This window comes from Amycolatopsis sp. TRM77291, from assembly GCF_054166285.1.
The window spans coordinates 3,217,763-3,237,912 of record NZ_JBSZHF010000001.1 but is presented as its reverse complement, the minus strand read 5'-3'; the positions used below and the strand labels follow the sequence as shown (position 1 = coordinate 3,237,912).

The window sequence follows — 20,150 nt, the reverse complement described above, 5'->3', positions numbered from 1 at the left end:
ATCCGACGGATCCTGTGGCACCGTGCTCTGCGCGACGGCCAACCGCAGCGTTCGACTCACATGACCATCTTGCCCACCTCAGCGGGCCGGCCCAACCGTCCGGGCAGCGGCGGTCAACTGCTCCGGAAACCGCAGGACGAAGCCGCCGCAGCGATCATTTCACGCGGAACGGACAACTTTCACCGCGGCCGCCGTGGCGTCGGCCAGGAGCTTGTTGTCGATCTCGGCGTCCTTCTCCGACCGGTCGGTCAGTACCGAGATGACGATCGGCGCGCGACCCGGCGGCCACACGACCCCGATGTCGTTGCGCGTGCCATAGGACGCCGTCCCGGTCTTGTCGGCGACCGGCCAGCCGGGCACCCCGGCGCGGATGTTCTGGGCGCCGGTGGTGCTGGCCCGCATCATGTCGACCAGGATCTTGCGTTTGTCCTCGGGGAGGGCGTCGCCGAGCGCGAAGGCGCGCAGGCTCATGGCGAGCGCACGCGGTGTGCTGGTGTCCCGGGTGTCGCCGGGCGCGGTGTCGTTGAGTTCCGGTTCGATCCGGTCGGCGTGGCTCGTGGTGTCGCCGATCCCGCGCAGGACCGCGTTGAGACCTTCGGGGCCGCCGAGTTCGCGGAAGAGCAGGTTCCCGCCGGTGTTGTCGCTGTACCGGAGCGTCGCGTCCATGACGGCGCGCAGCGGCATCCCCGTCGCCACGTGTTTCTCCGTGACCGGCGAATTCACGACCAGGTCCTTGCGTTCGTAGGTCACCGTGCGGTCCAGTTCGGCGACTGGCGTCCGCTGCAGGACACCGCCGGCGCTGAACACCTTGTGCGTCGAGGCGTAAGCGAAGCGCTCGTCGGCGCGGAAGGCGACCTCGCGCCCGTTCGCGGTGTCCACCGCGTACACCCCGAGCCGGGCGCGGTAGGTGCGTTCAAGCTGTTCGAAGTCGGCGCGCCCGGTCGCCGCGACCGGCGAGGCGGCCGCCGGCGGCGGTGCGGGGGCGGGTGTGGAACACGCGGTGAGTGAGGCGACCGAGAGCGCCAGCAGGGCGGCCCAGCGGCGAGAAGTGACGGACATGCACGCAGTCTGTCCGGCACCGGTCATGCTGTCCAAGACACGAACGACCTCTTTCATGCATGATCGGCATAGTATGTGGTCGTGGACCTGATCGGGAGCTGCCGGGCGTTCGTGAGCGTGAGCGAGGCCGGGACCTTCACCGCGGGAGCCGCGATCGCGCGCATCCCGCAGCCGGTGGCGAGCCGCCGGATCGCCGCGCTGGAACGGCATTTCGGCGAGCGGCTGTTCGACCGCGCCACCCGCCGCGCCGTGCTCACGCCGTTCGGCCGGGACATGCTTCCGTCGGCGAAACGGCTGGTGGCGCTGGCCGACGCGATGGAGCACGACGCGCAGCGCGCCAAACTGCGGCCGATGCGGCTGGCGATGCCGGACACCTGCACCGTCCGCGAGCTCGCCGAACTCGACGCCGCGGCGCGAGCGCTGGACGTCTTCCTGGAGTTCCGTCAGGCGCCGCCTGGGGAGCGGGCGGAACTCGTGCGCACACAGGAGGTCCGCGCGGCGCTCACGGCCGTTCCCGCCGAAGAGGGCACCTGGACGGTGCCACTCGGGCTGGCCGGCGGGGGCAGCCCGCGGGCGGGCGCGCTCCACCTGGAAACGCTGCGCGTCGGCCGGTCCGGCCGATCGCCCCGCCGGGTCTGGATCCAGCCGGAGGACGACGTCCCGCATATCCGGGACCGCCTCTTCCGCATCCGTGACTCGGTGGGCTTGCGGCCCGCGCAGGTGTCCGTCGCCGACGCGCTCACCGCGGCCGCCGCGGCGGTGTTCGGTTCGGACGATCTGCTGCTGTGTTCGACGGCCCAGGCCAACGACCTCGGCTTGAACTGGCGGCCGATCGGCGAGCTCCGGCTCGCGCGCGGGTTCGAGATCACGGCGGGGCCCGGCGAGGACGCGCAGCGGCTCCGGGCACGATTGTGGCCGGACATCGCCCGGTGTCTCGGCGCGGAGGAGACGACATGAACACGGAGACCCTGCTCCTCGGGCTGCGCGCCGAGCTGGACGACGGCGGCCTGCGAGGTTCGTTCCTCGTGCGCGATCTGCGGACCGGATACGAGATCGGCATCGACCCGGACCTGGAGTTCCCGAGCGCCTCGCTGGTGAAGATCCCGCTCGCCGCGGCGACCCTGGAGCGGATCCGCCGGGGCGAGCTGGACGGCTCCGCACCGATCGACGTCGAGCCGGGACGGGCCACCGCCCCGGGCCCGACCGGGCTGACGCGGTTCCGGCATCCGGCCAGGGTGGCGATCGACGACCTGCTCTACCTGACGATGGCCATCAGCGACGAGACCGCCGCGGACGCGCTCTTCGCGCTGACCCCGCCCGCCGAGGTCACCAGGATGACGCGCGAATGGGGCGTTTCCGGGATCACCGCGCGGCATCCGGCCGCGGACCTCAGCGACACGCCCGCCGAACGGTTCGCCCCGGCCGACGTCCACCTCGCGCACGCGCTCGCGATCAACGCGGGTACCGCCGGGCGGGGTCATCCCGTTCCGCAGCTCGACGTCACCCGCGCGAGTTCCGGTTCGGCCCGCGCGTTCGTGAACCTCCTCGAAGCGCTGTGGAAACCGTCCAAAGTGGACGAAGGGGTCGCGGCGCGGGTGCGTGAACTCATGGGACTGAACCTGCTGCGTCAGCGGCTGAGCCCCGATTTCGTCTCGGACGCCACGAAATGGTCGTCGAAGACCGGCACGGTGCTGAACCTGCGGCACGAGGCCGGGGTGGTCGAACACGCCGACGGCGGGCTGTACGCGATCGCCGCGCTGACCGGATCCCGGGTGCCCGCCGCGATCCAGCCGGAGGCCGAAGTGCTGATGGCCCGTGTGGCGCGGGCGTTGCGGGATCACCTGCGCGAAGGGTGACGTCACGTTTTCCGCCGCCGTCCGGTTCTCAAGGGGAAGACCGGCGAAGTGGAGGATCGGCATGAAGGTAGTCATCGTGTGCGTTTCGGTGTCCCACGGCAATACGGCGAGGATCGCCGAAGTGCTGGCGGGGGTTCTCGGCGCCCGAGTCGTCAGCCCCGAGGAGATCGACTCGGCCGACCTCGATTCCTGTGACCTCGTGGGTTTCGGCTCGGGGATCTTCGGCATGGACTTCCATCCGCGCCTGCGGCGTCTCGTCGAAGAGATGCCGTCGAAGCCGCGGAGGAAGGCGTTCGTGTTCACCACGAGCGGGCTGCCCGAACCGCGGTTCCGGCGCTACACCCGTCGTCTGGCACGGTCGCTCGGCCGCAAGGGTTTCGAGGTGGTGGGCACGTTCTCCTGCCGGGGTTTCGACACCTGGCTCCCGTTCCGGCTCGTCGGGGGTATCGCCAAGAACCGGCCTGGTACGGCCGATCTCGAAGCGGCGCGACGGTTCGCCGCCGGGCTCGGTGGTTGACGCACCGTGTTTGCGCGACGTCCGGCGTGGGTATCAGCGGCGCGTGCTCGATCATTCGTACTTCCCGGAACTGAGGGACCAGCGCCTCGTCGTCGACTACGACGACGCCGACGACCCGGTCCTGCTCCGCCCCGACGGATCACCGATCGACACGTGGCGGGAGAACTACCCGTACACGACGCGGATGTCGCGCGAGGAATACGACGTCGTGAAACGGTCGCTGCAGATCGAACTGCTGAAACTGCAGTACTGGATCAAGGACACCGGTGGGCGCATGGTGATCCTGTTCGAAGGGCGCGACGCGGCGGGCAAGGGCGGCACGATCAAACGGTTCACCGAACACCTCAACCCGCGCGGCGCGAGGGTGGTGGCGCTGAGCAAGCCCACCGAACGCGAGCAGGGGGAGTGGTACTTCCAGCGCTACGTGAACCACCTGCCCACCGAGGGCGAGATCGTGCTGTTCGACCGGTCCTGGTACAACCGCGCCGGCGTCGAACGGGTGATGGGGTACTGCACGGACGAACAGTACGAGCGCTTCATGCGGCAGGCGCCGACGTTCGAGGAGATGCTCGTCGACGACGGGATCGTCCTCGTCAAACTCTGGTTCTCGGTGTCGAGGTCCGAGCAGCGGACCCGGTTCCTCATCCGGCAGGTCGACCCGGTGCGGCAATGGAAGCTGAGCCCCAACGACATCAAGTCGCTCGACCGCTGGGACGCCTACACCGAAGCGAAGGTCGCGATGTTCCGGTCCACCGACACGGAGATCGCGCCGTGGACGGTGGTCAAGAGCAACGACAAGAAACGGGCGCGTATCGAGGCGATGCGCAGCGTCCTCGCCCGCGTGGACTACGCGGACAAGGACAAGGACGCCGTCGGCGACCCGGACCTTAAAGTGGTCGGCGCCGCGGCGACCCTCCTGGAGGAGGGGGAGGACGAGGCGTCGCTCAGCCCGACGCCGATCGCGCCCTCGCCGGACCCCGATCACGGACCCGGCCTGCATCCGTGACGGAAGGCGTAACTCGCGTGATCAGGGACGTAACTCGCGTGCTTGAAGGCGGAACACGCGAGTTACGCCTCTGATCACGCGAGTTACGGGTCTGATCACGCGAGTGTCGAGATCCTGCCATGTCGGGTATCCGCCACCTTCCGGCCGTGTGGGAAAGCTGATCACCCGTCTTTACTTCACGTACGGACGTCGGGGGCTCCTGTCGAAAGGGATCATGGTGATCAGTAGTACGAGAAAGACGCGGAGGGGCACGGTGGCCGTGGTCGCCGGTGCGTTCCTGGCCTCCGGCCTGGTGCTGACCCCGGCGGCGGGTGCGGCACCCGCGGCCAAGGCCGAGCCGGACACCGCGGCGCTCGCCGGCGCGCTGGCCAAACAGGCCGTGGCCTGGGGCGAGTGCTCGTTCCCCTCGGTCGCGCCGGCGACGGAAGCCGAACTGAAGAAGGTGAAGGGCCTTGCCTGCGCCACCGTCCAGGTGCCGCGCGACTGGCACAACCCGCAGGACGGCAACACCATCGGCGTCCGCGTGTCCAAGACCGCGACCGCCTACCCCGGCACCGGCAGGCAGGGCATCGCGCTGGTCAACCCCGGCGGGCCCGGCGGCGAAGGCCTCCCGTGGGGCGCCGCGATGGCGATGCGCAGCCCCGTGCTGGCCTCGCAGTACGACTTCGTCGGTTTCGACCCCCGCGGCGTCGGCCAGAGCACCCCGCTGACCTGTAGCTACACCGTCCCGGACAGCACGGATCAGAACGTGATCAGCCGGGCGAAGGTCGAGGGCTGCCTGAAGAACCCGCTGACGAAGTTCATCACCACCGAGCAGACCGCGTACGACATGGACTTCATCCGGGTGCTGCTCGGGGAGAAGAAGACCAGCTACATCGGTTACTCGTACGGCACGTGGCTCGGCACCTGGTACGCCACCACGTTCCCGTCCAAGGCGCACCGGTTCCTGCTCGACTCGTCGACCGACGCGAGCCGCTCGACGCTGGAGAAGACCTGGGACCTTCAGCCGCGCAGCCGTGACCGCCAGTTCCAGGAGGCGCTGCTGCCCTACGTCGCGCGCAACGACGCCAAGTACAAGGCGGGCACCGACCCGCTCGAGATCCGCCGCAACTGGGAGAAGGCGGGCGGCACCCGGGAATTCACGGGCATGCTCTACGCGGCGTGGTTCATCATCCCGGCGATGTACGACACCGGCCAGTACCCGTCGGCGGCTTCCATGGTCGCCGCGCTGGCGAAGGGACCCGCGCCCACCGGGACCGACGCGGAGAAGCTGGAACAGGTCGTCGCGAAGGCGCTCGCCACCCCCGGGCTGACCGACGCGAACAAGGCGTTCCTGACCAAGGCCAAGGGTAACGCGCTGGAAGCCATCGCGAAGAAGGACTCGGTCGAGCGCAAGGCCTCCTACCAGGGCGGCGCCGAGGTCGAGACCTGGGACGCCGCGTTCGAGGCGATCCGCTGCCAGGACGGCCAGTGGAACCAGAACCTGCACTACTGGAACTTCTGGCAGGCCGATCTGACCGTGAACGCGCCGTTCATCGCGCCGATCATGGCCCTGTCGGGCGCGCCGCTGTGCGCGTTCTGGCCGACCCCCAACGCCAAGCCGGCGCCGGACGCCAAGACGTTCCCGAAGGTGCTGATCGCGCAGACCGAACTCGACGCGGCCACGCCGTACGAGGGTGCGCTGGCCACCGCGAACGGCCTGCCGGGCGCCAAGATGATCAGCGTCGACAACGAAGGCAGCCACGGGATCTTCCCGTACAACACCGACTGCGTCGACGACCCGATCGTCGCCTACTTCCAGACCGGCCTCACGCCGAAGAAGAAGTTCACCGGCTGCCAGGGCCTGCCGCTGCCGGGTGAGGACAAGACGGTCGAGGTCGGCGGTCACCTCGGGCACGACGGGAAGATCAAGATCAAGATGATCACGCCCCAGGTGCGCAAGGCGAACGAGATCGTCCGTGAGCTGCTGGAAGGCACCGCGACGCCGGAAGCGGACGAGAAGGGCATGCCCGCCAACGCCTGATCTCCGACGGTGTCGACGAGAGGCTCCCGCGGTTCGCGGGAGCCTCTCCGTCATGATCTGTGACGGTTTCGTTATCGGTCCAGGCGCACGATCCGGCCGTTTTCCCCCTCAAGGACTGTGAGCCGTGACATCGATGTCACGTCGATCGATCCTGGGGTGGGGGAGGAGAAGCGTCATGCTCGCCGAGTCGCGGGGCCTGTCGATGGAGGCCGAGCAGCTGTACCGGGCCCTGCTGGACGGGCGTCCGATCACGCCCGGCGCCGAGCTGGCGGAGCTGGAGCGGTTCGGCCTGGTCCGGGCGGGCGCGTCCGGGCTCGAGGTCTGCCCGCCGCGTGCTGCGCTGTCGGCGTTCGCGGCGCAGCACGAGGCCGCGGCGATCCGCGCGCGGGAAGCGGCCGAGGTGCTCGGCGCCGCCTATTCGCTGCGCACGGGCCGGGACGCGGACTTCGTCGAGGTGCTGCGCAGCCGGGACGAGGTGATCGCCACCTTCGAAGCCATGCAGACCCAGGCGGGCGCCGACATCGTCGCGCTGGATCCGGGGTCGTACATGAGCCCGAAGGCCGAAGTGAGCACGGTGCAGCCCGGTTCGATGGCGCGCGGCATCGCGTACCGCGTCGTCTACGACTCGTCCGTGCTGCAGCACGACGACGGCTTCGCCCAGGTGCAGTCGAGTATCGCGCTCGGGGAGCAGGCCAGGGTGTTCCCCGGGCTCCCGCTGAAGCTGGTGATCGCCGACAGCAACCGGGCGCTGATCGCGGTCCCGAATTCCGACGCCGGTGACGTCCTCGCCCTGCTGATCCATCCGTCGATGCTGCTGAGCGCGCTGATCGAGTTGTTCGAATCCTTCTGGCGGATGGCCGTGCCCGTGCGGGCGGGCGGCCCGGACGAAGCCGAAGCGGCGCAGGAGCCGACCGTCGCCACACGCCGCCTGCTCGCGCTGTTGAGCGGAGGCCTGACCGACGAGGCGATCGCGCGCGAGCTCGGCATCAGTGAACGCACGGTGCTGCGGCGGATCAGCCGGTTGCAGGAAATGCTCGGCGCGCGGACCCGCTTCCAGCTCGGAGCGCAGGCTTCACGCCGGGGCTGGTTATAGCGCGAGTGTGAAGAGGGCGGGCGGGAATTGTCACGTGGGTGGGGGGTCGCGTCTCGTGAGTGGTAAGGACGGTTAGAACCGTCTTTGCCACTCACGAGGATGGACAATGAGAGCGACGCTGCTCATGATCGGGCTCGGGGCCTTCGTCACCACCCTCGACAACACGATCGTCGCGGCGGGCGCCCCTTCGCTCGCCCGCGAACTCGGGCTCGATCTCCCCACGCTGCAATGGGTGAGCATCGGCTACATGCTTCCGTTCGCAGGGTTGCTGCCGGTCGCGGGAACGCTGGTGGACCGCTGGGGCCAGGCCGCGACCCTGCGGGCGGGGCTGCTCGCGTTCGGCGCCGGCGCGGCCGCCGGAGGGTTCGCCACGACGGCGTGGCTCGTGATCTCCGCGCGGGTGCTGCAGGGTGCCGCCGCGGCGTTCCTGGTCCCGGCCCTGCTCAGCCTGCTCCGCACCGATCTCGACGCGCGAAGACGGGCCTTCGGAGCGACGGTCTGGACAGCCTGCCTGGCGGCCGCCCTCGCGCTCGGCCCGACGCTCGGCGGGGCGCTGAGCGAATATCTGGGCTGGGGCTGGATCTTCTTCGTCAATCTCCCCTTCGTGGCGGCGATGCTGGCGCTGGTACGGAAGGTCGCCCTCGCGAAGCGTGACCCGGCGGCCGGACGACCTGCCGTGCGCTCCATGCTGGTCGTGACGACCGCGATGGTCCTGATCACCGCCGCCGTGGTCGAACCGAGCGCGGTGCTCGGTGCGGTGGGGGCGGCCTTCGCGATCTGGTTCCTGTTCAGGGAAAGACGCGCGCGCGTGCGACTGATGCCGAAGGAGCTGACCAGAACGCGGGTCTTCACCGGCGCGCTCACCGTGCAGCTGCTGTGGGGGCTGGGGGTTTCGGGGGTCTTCTTCTTCACACCGTTGCTGCATCAGGAATCCCTCGGCCTCGGGCCGACGCTCGCCGGACTACCGCTGGTCGTGGTGGCCGTCGCGGTCGTCGCCGCCACGCCGCTCGTGCCCTGGGCCGTACCACGGTGGGGTCCACATCGGACAGTCGCGGCCGGGCTGGCCACGGTGGCCGCCGGACTGCTGGCGATCGCCGCGGTCAACCACCTGCCGGAAGTGCCGCCGAGGATTCCCGGACTGGTGCTGATCGGCGCCGGATCGGCCCTGACCACGCCGCTGACCTCGTACGCGCTGGAAGTCGTCGCGGAACGGCACGCGGGCACCGCCTCCGGCCTGCTCACCGCGTCCCGTGAACTGTCGAGCGCGCTGGGGGTCGCGCTGATCGGGACCGTGCTGTCGGTGGTCCGCACGGCCCGGCTCGACGAGGGCGCCCCGGCCGCGCTGGCCGACGGCTACACGGCGGGGCTGCTGACCGCGGCGGCGCTGCAACTCGCCGGAGCGCTCCTCGCGCTCCGGCTCCTGAACCCCCGAAGTTCGTGCCGAAGTGACAAGGGGAGTGCCCCCTTTCTCACGTCCCCGTGAGCACGTCCGCGCTTCCGGCGGCGTTCCATCATCCTTTCATTGACACTCTTCCCGCGACGTCCATACAGTTCCGGGCAGATAAAGAACGGTCTCCGGAATGGAATCCGCTTTCGGCAACGGCGCCGTTCCGAATTCACCCGCTCCTGTACGAATCGTCACAACGAGGGGCCATGGAAACCATTTCGGAATCGGTCGTCGCCGTCCACGGGCCGGACGACGCACGCGGCGGGGAGTCGTTCGCGACGCTGCTGAGGTACTGGGCGTGGCGGCTCGGCGACGACGTCGCGGTCACCTACCTCGACCATCGAGCCGGGGCCGACGGCCGGGCAATCACCCTGTCCTGGCGCGAACTCGACGACCGGGTCGACGCGCTCGCCACCCGGCTGACCGGGTTCACCGGCCCGGGTGACCGGGCCGCGATCCTGGCCCGGCAGTCCGTCGATTACGTCGTCGCCTTCCTCGGCGCGATCCGCGCCGGGCTGATCGCGGTCCCGCTGTTCTCCCCGAGCCTTCCCGGGCACGCGGGAAGGCTGGCCGCCGTGCTCGCCGACTGCGCGCCGCGGGTCGTGCTCACGACCACCGACGGACTCGACGACGCCGCCGGTTTCCTCGCCTCGACGGATTTCGAGCGGCCCGCCGTGCTCGCCGTCGACACCACAGCTCCGGTCGCGGCCGGTGATCGCTCCTGGCCGCGACCGGAACCGGACGAAGTGGCGTACCTGCAGTACACGTCCGGTTCCACGCGAACACCGGCGGGCGTGATGCTGACCCACCGCAACGCGCTCACCAACGCCCGTCAGGCTTGTGACGCCTACGCGATCGAAACCGGGACGACGTCGGCCGTCAGCTGGCTGCCGCTCTTCCACGACATGGGCCTGATCCTCGGGATCGGCGCGCCGCTGGCGGCCGGCGCGGCGTCGGTCCTGATGGATCCGCACGCCTTCCTGGAACGTCCGGCACGGTGGTTGCGCGCGCTCTCGGCCAGCCCGGGCGCGATCAGCGCGGCACCCAATTTCGCCTACGCCTACGCCGCTTCCCGGGTCACCGAGGCCGAGAAGAGCTATCTCGAACTGAGCCGGGTCGTCTCGCTGATCAACGGCAGCGAACCGGTTCTCCCGTCGACCATCGAGAAGTTCCACGGCGCCTTCGAGGAATGCGGGCTGCGTCCGGAGGTGCACCGGTCCTCCTATGGGCTCGCCGAGGCCACGGTGCTCGTCTCCGTCACGGAGGTGGGGAAGGCGCCACGGCAGGTCGCGTTCGACCGAGACCGGCTCGCCGCCGGGCTCGCCACGCCCGCATTGCCCGGCGCGGCGTCCACCACGCTCGTCTCCTGCGGATTCCCGGCGGGGCAACGGATCCGCATCGCCGACCCGGTCACCGGCGCGCTGGTCGAACCGGGCAGGGTGGGGGAGATCCAGGTCAACGGCCCGAACGTCGGCGTGGGTTACTGGGGACGGCCCGCCGCTTCCGACGGCGTCTTCGGCCTGCCACCCATCGATCCGGAGTCCGGCGCGGGCTGGCTCGCGACCGGCGATCTCGGCGTGCGGTACGAGGGCGAACTGTTCATGACCGGCAGGCTCAAGGACCTCGTCATCGTCGACGGTCGCAACCACTACCCGCAGGACATCGAACAGACCGTGGAGACGCATCCCGCGGTCCGGCCGCATTCCGCCGCGGTTTTCGCGATCGAGCGCGAAGACGGTGAAGCGGCGGTCGTGCTGGTGGAGCGGGCGAAGGGCGCCGAGGCCGACCTCGCCGTCGCGACCGCGGAGATCCGGCGGGCGGTCTCGGCCGCGCACGGGCTGCGGCCGCATGACGTCGTGTTCGTCACACCGGGTGAGGTGCCGCGCACCTCCAGCGGCAAGATCAGCCGTGCGCTGTGCCGGAAGTCCTATTCGGACGGTTCGCTGACCGCGCGGCGGCTCGGGTGACCGCGGAGATCCGTGCCTGGCTCATCGCGCGGGTGGCGGAGCGGACCGGCTCGCCCGCGGACCACGTCGATCCGGACCGGCCGCTGCACGAGAGCGGGCTTTCCTCGCGGGAGTCGATGGAACTGGCGGCGGAGCTGAGCCGGTACACCGGCCGTCCGTTGCCGCCGACCCTGGTGTGGCAGTACCCGACGATCACCGCCCTCGCCGCCCGTCTGTCCACAGTGGAGGACTCTGCGGTCGTGAGCGGTGAAGGCCGCGAGGAGGAACCGATCGCGATCGTCGGCGTCGGTTGTCGCCTGCCCGGCGGCGCGGACTCCCCGGAGAGCTACTGGCGGCTCCTGGACGCCGGACGCGACGGCATCCGCGAGGTTCCAGAGGATCGCTGGGAGATCCCCGCGCGTGGCGGATTCCTCGGCGACGTCGCCGGTTTCGACGCCGAGTTCTTCGGCATCACGCCGGGCGAGGCCGAAGCGATGGATCCCCAGCAGCGGATGCTGCTCGAAGTGACCTGGGCGGCGCTGGAGCACGCCGGGATCCCGCCGTCCACGCTGCGGGGAAGCCGGACCGGGGTGTTCGTCGGACTATCGGCGGGCGAGTACGGCCACCTGACGATGGCCGATCCCGCCACCGTCGATGTCTGGTCCGCCACCGGTGCCGCCACGAGTATCGCCGCCAACCGGCTGTCGTACCTGTTCGACCTGCGCGGGCCCAGCCTCACCGTCGACACCGCGTGCTCGTCCTCGCTGGTCGCGGTGCACCAAGCGGTGCAGAGCCTGCGCCGCGGCGAATGCGGCACGGCGCTCGCCGCCGGGGTGAACCTGCTGCTCTCGCCCGCGGTCACCGCCTCTTTCCAACGGGCCGGGGTGCTGGCCCCGGACGGGTACTGCAAACCGTTCGACGCCGCCGCCGACGGCATCGCCCGAGGCGAGGGCTGCGGCGTGATCGTGCTCAGACCGCTGAAGGCCGCCCGCCGTGCGGGGGACCGGGTGCTCGCGGTGATCCGCGGCAGCGCGGTCAACTCCGACGGCCGGTCCAACGGTCTCGTCGCGCCCAGTCCCGGCGCACAGGCGGACCTGTTGCGGGACGCGTACGCGGCGTCGGGCGTCGATCCGTCCACTGTGGACTACGTGGAGGCGCACGGGACCGGGACGGCGGTGGGGGATCCGATCGAGGCCGGCGCGCTCGGCGAGGTGCTCGGAGCCGGACGCGAACCTGCCCGCCCGCTCCTGATCGGCTCGGTGAAGGGGAACCTGGGCCATCTGGAGGGCGCGGCCGGGATGGCCGGGCTGATCAAGGTCGTCCTCGCGATGGTCCACCGGCGGCTGCCGCCGACCCCGCATCATCACGAACCCAGCCCGCACGTCGATTTCGCCGGTCTCGGCCTCCGGGTCGTGAACACCGGGACGGGCTGGCCGCGTTACTCCGACGTCGTGCGCGCCGGGGTCTCCGCGTTCGGCTTCGGTGGCACCAACGCCCACGTGGTCCTCGAAGAATGGCCTGCCGCGTCGTTCGCCGCTCGCGGGACGGAGGCCGGGCGGCCGCGGATCTTCGCGCTGTCCGCGCGGTCGGCCGAGGTGCTCCGGGCGCGGGCCGCCGATCTGGCGGACTGGCTCGAAGATCCCGCCCACCGGACGGTCCCACTGGACGCGGTCGCCGCGACACTGGCCAGGAGCCGCGACCACTTGCCCGTCCGTGGCGCGGTCGTCGCGGAGGAACGCGACCAGGTGGCCGCCGCGTTGCGGGAACTCGCCGCCGGACGTGCTGGTGGTGCCGCCGTCCTCGGCGAGGCCAGACCTGTCTCCGATGTCGTGTTCGTCTTCTCCGGCTACGGCTCCCAGTGGCCCGGGATGGGACGCGTCCTGTTGCGCACCGAGCCCGCGTTCCGTGCCGAGGTCGAAGCACTCGATCCGGTGTTTCGCGCCGAAGCGGGCTTCACGCTGAGCGAGGTGTTCTCCGGCACGCGCGATCTTCCGGATCTCGCGGCGACACAGCTCGCGTTGTTCGGCATGCAGCTGGCTCTCGCCGGGCTCTGGCGCGCGCACGGCGTCATCCCGGCCGCGGTGCTCGGTCATTCGATGGGCGAGGTCGCGGCCGCCGTCGTCGCGGGGGCGCTGGACGTCGCCGACGGCCTGCGCGTGATGGCCACCCGCGCCCGGCTGCTGGCCGAGGTCGACGCTTCCGGCGACGGCGCGATGGCCGTGGTCGAGCTGTCCCCGGCCGAACTCGCCGACCTGGAAGCGGACTTCCCCGGCATCACCGTCGCGGTCTACGCCTCGCCGGTCCAGTGCACCGTCAGCGGCGGAGCCGAGCAGGTCGAGGCGCTGGTTTCGCACGTCGAGAGCATGGGCAGGCTGGCGAAGCGGCTGCCGGTCGGGGGCGCGGGCCATTCGGAAGCCGTCGACGCCGTTCTCGGCCGCTTCCGCACCGAGCTCGGCGGCCTTTCCCCGCGACCGGTGGAGATTCCCTGCTACAGCAGCGTTCTCGACGATCCACAAAGGTCGGTGGTGTTCGACGTCGAGTACTGGGCGGCGAATCTGCGCCGTCCCGTGCGCTTCAGCCAGGCACTGGCGGCGGCGACCGCCGACGGATACGGCGTGTTCGTCGAGATCTCGCCGCATCCGGTGGCGCTGGCCGCGATCGAGCAGAGCACCGGCGCGCTCGCGCTTCCGACGGCCAGCCGCAAGAGCGACGAGGCAGTGGCGTTCCTGACCACGCTCGCCCGGCTCCACACCCTCGGGCTGCCCGTCGTGCTCGACGACGGCGATCCCCGTCCGCTTCCGGTCGACCTTCCCGGCCCGCGCTGGCGGCATCGGCGGTTCTGGCCGCGGCGCCCGGCGGCCCGGACCGCCGGCGAACATCCGCTGCTGGGTGTCCACATCGAACAGCCGACCGGCGGCGGGCACCTGTGGTGCGCGGACGTCGGGACCGAGGTACTGCCGTGGCTGGCCGATCACGCGGCGATGGGTGTCCCGTTGTTCCCCGCCGCCGGATTCCTGGAACTCGCGCTTTCGGCGGCGAAAGCGGTGCTGCGTCCCGGGCTGCCGCGCATCGGCGGTCTCGAACTGCACCGGGTCCTCCCGCTGGAAGCGCACACCGAGGTGACGACCAGCCTGAGCGCTGGAAGCGTGGACGTGTACGCGCGGTCCGCGGACGGCGGCTGGGTGCGGCACGCCACCGCCCGCGTCCGCGAGGGGAACACCGCGGTGGTGCCGTTCGGCCCGGTCGGCGACGACGCCCGGCCGGTCGACCTCTACCAGATACTGGCCGGCGCGGGGCAGAGCTACGGTCCCGCATTCCGTGGGCTGCGCGACGTCTTGGCCGCGCCGGGCCGGGCCTCGGCGTCGATCGCCCTGCCCGCCGACGATCCGGCCTACGTCCTGCACCCGGTGATCGCCGACGCCTGCCTGCACGCGCTCGCGGCCGCGGCCGGGAACGCGCTCCGCGAAGCAGACGGCGTGTTCCTGCCGCTGACCTTGGGCGAAGTCGTCCTCGGCGGTGATCCGCGCCGCGGTGTCCGGGTCGACGCGGTCCTCGATTCGGTCGATCCGGGTGGCGATGGCCTGGTCGGCGGTGTCCAGCTGGTCGACGCGGACGGCGGCGTCCTGGTCGAGTTCCGTGAGGTCTACTGCCGCCGGTTCCAGCGTTCGGCGCTGCCAGTACCCATGGCGGACCTGCTGTTCGAAACGGTCTGGCGGGAGGCCGGGCTGCCCGCCCCGGCGGCGGGCTCACGCTGCTGGGTCGTCCTGCACGACGACGCGCCGTGGCTGACGGCGTTGCGTGACCGGCTCGCCGAGGCCGGGGACGAGCTGGTGACGGTCCGGCCCGGGGACCGGAAGGCTCTCGCGGGCGCTCTGAGTTCCCGCGAGGTGGCGGGAGTCCTCGTATGGTCCGGCACTTCGGGGCCGGATCCGATGAGCGCGGCGCGGCGGGTCACCGAGTTGTCCGGTGTCCTCGCCGAACTGGTCGAAACCGCGCCGCGGTTGTGGCTCGTCAGCGTGGATGCCTGGGCCGCCGAACCCGGTGAGCGCGGCGATCCGGGCCAGGCCTGGCTGCGTGGACTGGTCCGCGTCCTCGCTTTCGAACACCCCGAACTGCGGGCGAGCCAGGTGGACTTCGACGCGGAACCGGACGCCGTCAGGCTGGTGGCGGAGATCCGCGCGGACGCGCCGGACGACGAGATCGCCTGGCGCGAGGGCGTCCGGTACACGAGGGTGCTGGCCAGGCCGAAGCTCGGCGAACCTCGCCACGAAACCGTGGTGCGCGACGGCGCTTACGTGATCACCGGTGGTCTCGGCGGCCTCGGCCTGGTCGCGGCGGACTGGCTGGCGGCGCGCGGCGCGACCAGGCTCGTCCTTTCGGGACGGCGCGGTGCGAGCCCTGCCGTCGAGCCGCTGCTGGCGGATCTGCGTGAGCAGGGTGCCGACGTCCGCGTGGTGACAGGGGACATCGCCGAGCCGGGGACGGCCGAAGCGCTGGTCGCTGCGGCGACCGAAGGCGGCCTGCCGTTGCGCGGGATGCTGCACGCGGCCGGTGTGCTGTCCGACGGCGCCGCCGTCAGCCTCGACGCCGACGCCGTCGAGGCGGTCTGGCGCGCGAAAGCGCTGGGGGCATGGCGACTGCACGAAGCGACGGCCGGACACGAACTCGACTGGTGGCTGACGTATTCCTCGGCGGCGGCGCTGTTCGGATCGCCGGGGCAGACCGCCTATGCCACCGCGAACGCGTGGGTGGACACCCTCGTCACGTGGCGCCGCGCCGCGGGATTGCCGGCGGCGACCATCGGCTGGGGAGCCTGGGGTGAAGCGGGCGCGGCCGTCGGCAGCCGCAACCCCGTCCTCGAACCACTCGGCACGGAGGAGGCGCTGGCGGCGATGGACGCCGTGCTGCGCCGTGACCGCGTGTCGACCGGGATCGCCAGGGTCGACGCCGGGACCGTCCTCGCGCTCTTCCCCCGGCTGGCCGGACGGCCGTTCTTCGAGATCCTGGTGCCGGGGGAGGAGCAGGCCGCCGGACCGTCCACTTGGGACGGATTGGACGCGCTGCGGGCGGTTCTCCCGGAGGCCGCCCGGGAGATGCTGGCCGACTACCTCACCGGGCTCGTCGCCGGGATGCTCGGCCTCGCCGCGGACGAGATCGACCGGCGGACCCCGCTCACCCGGCTCGGCCTGGATTCGCTCGCCGCCCTGCGTGCCAAGGGAGTCGTGGAACGGGACTTCGGCCTGGAACTGCCGATCCCGCTGCTGTTGCGGGGCGCGGGCCTCGCCGAAGTCGCGGACCATCTCGCCGATCAGGCGGGGTTCGGTGCGGGAGACGCCCGGCCCGCCGCACCGGTGACGGCCGTCGGCCCGCGCGATCCGGCCGAACGCTGGATCGCCCGGCACTGGCAGGCGGAACTCGGCGGCGCGGAACCCGGCGTCCACGAAGACTTCTTCGCCGCCGGTGGTGACGCCGAAGCGGCCGATCGGCTGCGGGCCGTGTTCACCGGGCAGCTGGGAGCCGTTCCCGAACGGCTCTTCGCCACACCGACGATCGCCGCGATGGCCGACCTCCTGCGCGACGACATCGAAGGACGCGGAGGCTGCCCCGTCCGGCAGTTGCGCGAAGGCGGCACGGACCCGGTGTTCCTGTTCCATCCGGCGGGCGGTCCGACGAGCGTCTACGAGGGACTCGTCCGCCTGCTGCCCGAGGGCAGAGCTGTCTACGGGCTCGAACGGATCGACGAAGAGGACACCGTCGAGGCCAAGGCCGAGTGCTATCTCGAGCTGGTCCGGGAAATCCAGCCGCGGGGCCCGTACCGGCTGGGCGGGTGGTCGTTCGGAGGCTGCCTCGCCTACGAGACCGCGCGGCGGCTGACCGCGGCCGGGGAGCGGGTCGCTCTCGTGTTCCTGATCGACAGCATCCTGCCGCTGCCCGCGCCGGGGAAACCGGCTCAGGAGATCCTGCTGGACCGGTTCGAGCGGTTCGCGGAGCACATCGAGCGCACCTACGGCGTCACGCTCGACATCCCGCGTGAAGAGCTCGCCAGGCTCGGCGACGAGGAACAGATCCGGCTGGTGATCGCCCACCTGGCCGCGCGGGTTCCCGAGCTGGGGCACGGCGTGCTGCGGCACCAGTACGAGTCCTATGTGGACGCCCGGGTCGCCGAACGGTACGAGCCGGAATCCTATGCCGGGCCGGTATTGCTGCTGCGCGCGCAGGAGCCGCATCCACTGACGACCTCCCTCGATCCGCGTTACCTGCGCACCGATGACGCTCTCGGCTGGGACGCCTTCTGCCCGGATCTCGAGGTTGTCCGCGTGCCGGGCGATCACCTGTCGATGATCGACCCGCCGCACGTCGAGAGGGTCGCCGCGGCCCTCGCGGCCCGGCTCGGGGCACCCAAGGCGGCGCGGCCATGACCGACACGACGGCGTTCCGGATCGCCGACCTCGCCGCCCGCCGGGAAGATCTGCGGACCGCCGAGAAGCGGGCCGTCGACCGGCAGCACGCCAAGGGGAAGCTGACCGCGCGCGAACGCGTCGAGTTGTTGCTGGACCAGGGTTCCTTCGTCGAACTCGACCAGTTCGCCCGGCACCGGTGCACCGAATTCGGGATGGACGCCAACCGGCCCTACGGCGATGGCGTGGTGACCGGGCACGGCACCGTCGACGGCAGGCAGGTCTGCGTGTTCTCCCAGGACTTCACCGTGTTCGGCGGCAGCATGGGGGAGGTCTTCGGAGAGAAGGTCCTCAAGGTGATGGACCTGGCGATGACGCTGGGCTGCCCCGTGGTCGGGATCAACGACTCCGGCGGCGCGCGCATCCAGGAAGGCGTCGTCTCGCTCGCCTACTACGCCGAACTCGGCAGGCGCAACACGCTGGCGTCCGGTGTCATCCCGCAGATCTCGCTGATCATGGGCCCCTGCGCGGGCGGGGCGGTCTACTCGCCGGCGATCACCGACTTCACCGTGATGGTGGACGAGACCGCGCACATGTTCGTCACCGGGCCGGACGTCGTGCACGCCGTCAGCGGCGAACGGGTCACCGCCCAGCGGCTCGGCGGCGCCGCGGTGAACAGCGAGATCTCCGGGAACGCCCATCACCGGGCCACCGACGAACACGACGCCATCGACTGGGTGCGGACCCTGCTCGGCTATCTGCCGTCCAACAACCTCGACACCGTCCCGGAATACGCCGACGAGACCGCGCCCGAACCCACCGCCGCCGACCTCGAACTCGATCGGCTGGTGCCCGACGCGCTGAACCAGGCGTACGACATGACCGAGGTGATCGTCCGTCTCGTCGACGACGGCGACTTCATGGAGGTGCACAGCGGCTTCGCGCCGAACATGATCTGCGCGTTCGGCCGGATCCGGGGCCGCACGGTCGGAGTCGTGGCGAACCAGCCACGCCATCAGGCGGGCGTGATCGACATCGACGCCTCGGAGAAGGCCGCGCGGTTCGTGCGGTTCTGCGACGCCTTCGGCATCCCGATCCTCACCCTCGCCGACGTCCCCGGGTATCTGCCCGGCGAAGCACAGGAACGGCACGGGATCATCCGGCGCGGCGCCAAACTGATCTACGCCTACGCCGAAGCGACGGTGCCGAAGGTGACCGTGGTGATCCGCAAGGCCTACGGCGGCGGCTACGCGGTGATGGGGTCGAAACATCTCGGCGCGGACGTCAACCTCGCCTGGCCAACCGCGGAGATCGCGGTGATGGGCGCCGAGGGCGCGGTGCGGGTGCTGCACCGGCACGAACTTGCGGCCCTGCCCCCGGAGCAACGGTCGGCCGAACAGCGACGGCTCACCGACGCGTACCGCGAACGGCATTCGAATCCCTACCTGGCGGCCGAGCGCGGCTACGTCGACCAGGTCATCGCGCCGTCGCAAACCCGCCTTCAGGTGGCACGGGCGTTGCACGCGTTGCGGACCAAGCGGCAGACCCTCCCGGCCAAGAAGCACGGAAACATCCCGTTGTGAGCAAGGAGAAACGATGAAGCGAACCCGGCGGTGGGGTCTGCTGGCGCTGGCCATGGTGACCCTGCTCGGAAGCCCGGTCCCCGCGAGCGCGGCGCCCGCGCCGGTCACCGCCGACAACGGCGCGAAGGTCGTCGAGGAGACCTGGCTGGACGCGCGCACCGTCGACCTCAAGATCAGCTCGCCCGCGCTCGGCACCACCGGCATGGTCCGCCTGCTGGTCCCGGCGGGCTGGGCCGCGCAGCCCACGCGGACCTGGCCGGCGTTGTTCCTGCTGCACGGCTGCTGCGAACCGGTCGACTACCGGTCGTGGGACCAGTTCACCGACGTGAAGGCGTTCACCGCGGACAAGGACGCCCTCGTCGTCATGCCGACCGGCGGGCCCGCCGGGATGTACACCAAGTGGTGGAACTTCGGACTCCGGAGCACTCCCGACTGGGACACCTTCCACACCCTGGAGGTGCGGCAGATCGTCGAACGCGGGTACCGGGCGGGTACGCGCCGGGCGGTCGCCGGCCTGTCGATCGGCGGCTACGGCGCGCTCGCGTACTCGTACAAGCACAAGGGGATGTTCGCCGCGGCAGCGTCCTACAGCGGGGTGCCGAACACCCTCAACCAGGGGGCTCCGCTGTTCATCCAGGGGATCCTGGCCAGGGCGGGGATCTTCAACTACCTCGAACTCTGGGGCGACAGCTGGGGGATGCGGCCGATCTGGACGGCGAACAACCCGTACGACAACGTCGACGGCCTGCGCGGCACGGCACTGTACATCTCCTGCGGAAACGGGAAGACCGGCCCGCTCGACCCGCCGGGGCAGTCCGACATCTTCGAGCCCCAGGCGCTGGCCTCCTCGGTGAGTTTCACGGATCGGTTGAAGGCCAGGGGGATTCCGGCGACCGTCGACTACTACGGCGACGGGACCCACAGCTGGCCGTACTGGCAACGGGCGCTGCGGGACTCCTGGCCGGTCCTGGCGGGCGGTCTCGGCCTGTGACGTGACCGAACGCGTAACTCGCGTGATCAGAGCCGTAACTCGCGTGATTGAAGGCGTAACTCGCGTGATCGGAGGCCGCACATCGTGTTACGCCTCCAATCACGTGAGTTCCGCTTCCAATCACGCGAGTGCGGCGTCTGATCACGCGAGTCACGCGCTAGACCCCTCGCCAAGGCGTCGCGAAAGCCACTTTCGCGACATCAGGCGTCCCGAAAGTGGCTTTCGCGACAC

Annotated in this window: 12 protein-coding genes; 11 read left to right on the top strand and 1 reads right to left on the bottom strand. The window is 70.7% G+C overall.

Annotated features, from left to right (window positions below):
• Positions 1 to 159: 159 nt before the first annotated feature.
• Positions 160 to 1,059: a class A beta-lactamase gene (bla, locus tag ACXIZN_RS15205; RefSeq protein ID WP_457955133.1), complete on the bottom strand. Its 900-nt coding sequence runs from the start codon at positions 1,057 to 1,059 to the stop codon at positions 160 to 162.
• Between the two features lie 75 nt (positions 1,060 to 1,134).
• Here bla and ACXIZN_RS15200 point away from each other — a divergent pair, with 75 nt between their 5' ends.
• From ACXIZN_RS15200 to ACXIZN_RS15150, 11 genes are all read left to right on the top strand, one after another.
• On the top strand, positions 1,135 to 2,016 hold the full coding sequence (locus ACXIZN_RS15200; RefSeq protein ID WP_457955132.1) for a LysR family transcriptional regulator: 882 nt from the start codon (positions 1,135 to 1,137) through the stop codon (positions 2,014 to 2,016).
• The gene (locus tag ACXIZN_RS15195; RefSeq protein ID WP_457955131.1) at positions 2,013 to 2,915 is read left to right on the top strand and encodes a serine hydrolase; all 903 of its coding nucleotides are present in this window, start codon (positions 2,013 to 2,015) and stop codon (positions 2,913 to 2,915) included. The genes ACXIZN_RS15200 and ACXIZN_RS15195 overlap by 4 nt, the downstream gene beginning before the upstream one ends.
• A gap of 61 nt (positions 2,916 to 2,976) precedes the next feature.
• Positions 2,977 to 3,432, top strand: coding sequence for a flavodoxin family protein (locus ACXIZN_RS15190; RefSeq protein WP_457955129.1), 456 nt, complete (start codon positions 2,977 to 2,979; stop codon positions 3,430 to 3,432).
• Between the two features lie 10 nt (positions 3,433 to 3,442).
• The gene (gene ppk2 / locus ACXIZN_RS15185) at positions 3,443 to 4,438 is read left to right on the top strand and encodes a polyphosphate kinase 2 (protein WP_457955127.1); all 996 of its coding nucleotides are present in this window, start codon (positions 3,443 to 3,445) and stop codon (positions 4,436 to 4,438) included.
• A 253-nt stretch (positions 4,439 to 4,691) separates the two neighbouring features.
• The gene (locus ACXIZN_RS15180; protein ID WP_457955126.1) at positions 4,692 to 6,461 is read left to right on the top strand and encodes an alpha/beta hydrolase; all 1,770 of its coding nucleotides are present in this window, start codon (positions 4,692 to 4,694) and stop codon (positions 6,459 to 6,461) included.
• Between the two features lie 175 nt (positions 6,462 to 6,636).
• Positions 6,637 to 7,554, top strand: coding sequence for a helix-turn-helix domain-containing protein (locus ACXIZN_RS15175; RefSeq protein WP_457955125.1), 918 nt, complete (start codon positions 6,637 to 6,639; stop codon positions 7,552 to 7,554).
• A 106-nt stretch (positions 7,555 to 7,660) separates the two neighbouring features.
• Positions 7,661 to 9,037, top strand: coding sequence for an MFS transporter (locus ACXIZN_RS15170; RefSeq protein WP_457955124.1), 1,377 nt, complete (start codon positions 7,661 to 7,663; stop codon positions 9,035 to 9,037).
• A gap of 170 nt (positions 9,038 to 9,207) precedes the next feature.
• Positions 9,208 to 10,968 carry a fatty acyl-AMP ligase gene (locus ACXIZN_RS15165; protein ID WP_457955123.1) on the top strand — a complete coding sequence of 587 codons (1,761 nt, stop codon included), beginning with the start codon at positions 9,208 to 9,210 and terminating at the stop codon, positions 10,966 to 10,968.
• Positions 10,965 to 17,366, top strand: a complete 6,402-nt coding sequence (locus tag ACXIZN_RS15160; RefSeq protein ID WP_457955122.1) for an SDR family NAD(P)-dependent oxidoreductase — start codon at positions 10,965 to 10,967, stop codon at positions 17,364 to 17,366. The genes ACXIZN_RS15165 and ACXIZN_RS15160 overlap by 4 nt, the downstream gene beginning before the upstream one ends.
• A complete protein-coding gene (locus ACXIZN_RS15155; RefSeq protein WP_457955121.1) occupies positions 17,363 to 18,928 on the top strand; it encodes an acyl-CoA carboxylase subunit beta in 1,566 nt (521 codons plus the stop codon). The genes ACXIZN_RS15160 and ACXIZN_RS15155 overlap by 4 nt, the downstream gene beginning before the upstream one ends.
• Positions 18,929 to 18,941: 13 nt before the next feature.
• Positions 18,942 to 19,919 carry an alpha/beta hydrolase gene (locus tag ACXIZN_RS15150; RefSeq protein ID WP_457955120.1) on the top strand — a complete coding sequence of 326 codons (978 nt, stop codon included), beginning with the start codon at positions 18,942 to 18,944 and terminating at the stop codon, positions 19,917 to 19,919.
• The last annotated feature ends 231 nt before the right edge of the window (positions 19,920 to 20,150 follow it).

Coding starts and splice junctions, on each gene's coding strand:
- bla (WP_457955133.1), bottom strand. CDS start 1,059: ATGTCCGTCACTTCTCGCCGCTGGGCCGCCCTGCTGGCGCTCTCGGTC.
- ACXIZN_RS15195 (WP_457955131.1), top strand. CDS start 2,013: ATGAACACGGAGACCCTGCTCCTCGGGCTGCGCGCCGAGCTGGACGAC.
- ACXIZN_RS15190 (WP_457955129.1), top strand. CDS start 2,977: ATGAAGGTAGTCATCGTGTGCGTTTCGGTGTCCCACGGCAATACGGCG.
- ACXIZN_RS15175 (WP_457955125.1), top strand. CDS start 6,637: ATGCTCGCCGAGTCGCGGGGCCTGTCGATGGAGGCCGAGCAGCTGTAC.
- ACXIZN_RS15170 (WP_457955124.1), top strand. CDS start 7,661: ATGAGAGCGACGCTGCTCATGATCGGGCTCGGGGCCTTCGTCACCACC.
- ACXIZN_RS15165 (WP_457955123.1), top strand. CDS start 9,208: ATGGAAACCATTTCGGAATCGGTCGTCGCCGTCCACGGGCCGGACGAC.
- ACXIZN_RS15155 (WP_457955121.1), top strand. CDS start 17,363: ATGACCGACACGACGGCGTTCCGGATCGCCGACCTCGCCGCCCGCCGG.
- ACXIZN_RS15150 (WP_457955120.1), top strand. CDS start 18,942: ATGAAGCGAACCCGGCGGTGGGGTCTGCTGGCGCTGGCCATGGTGACC.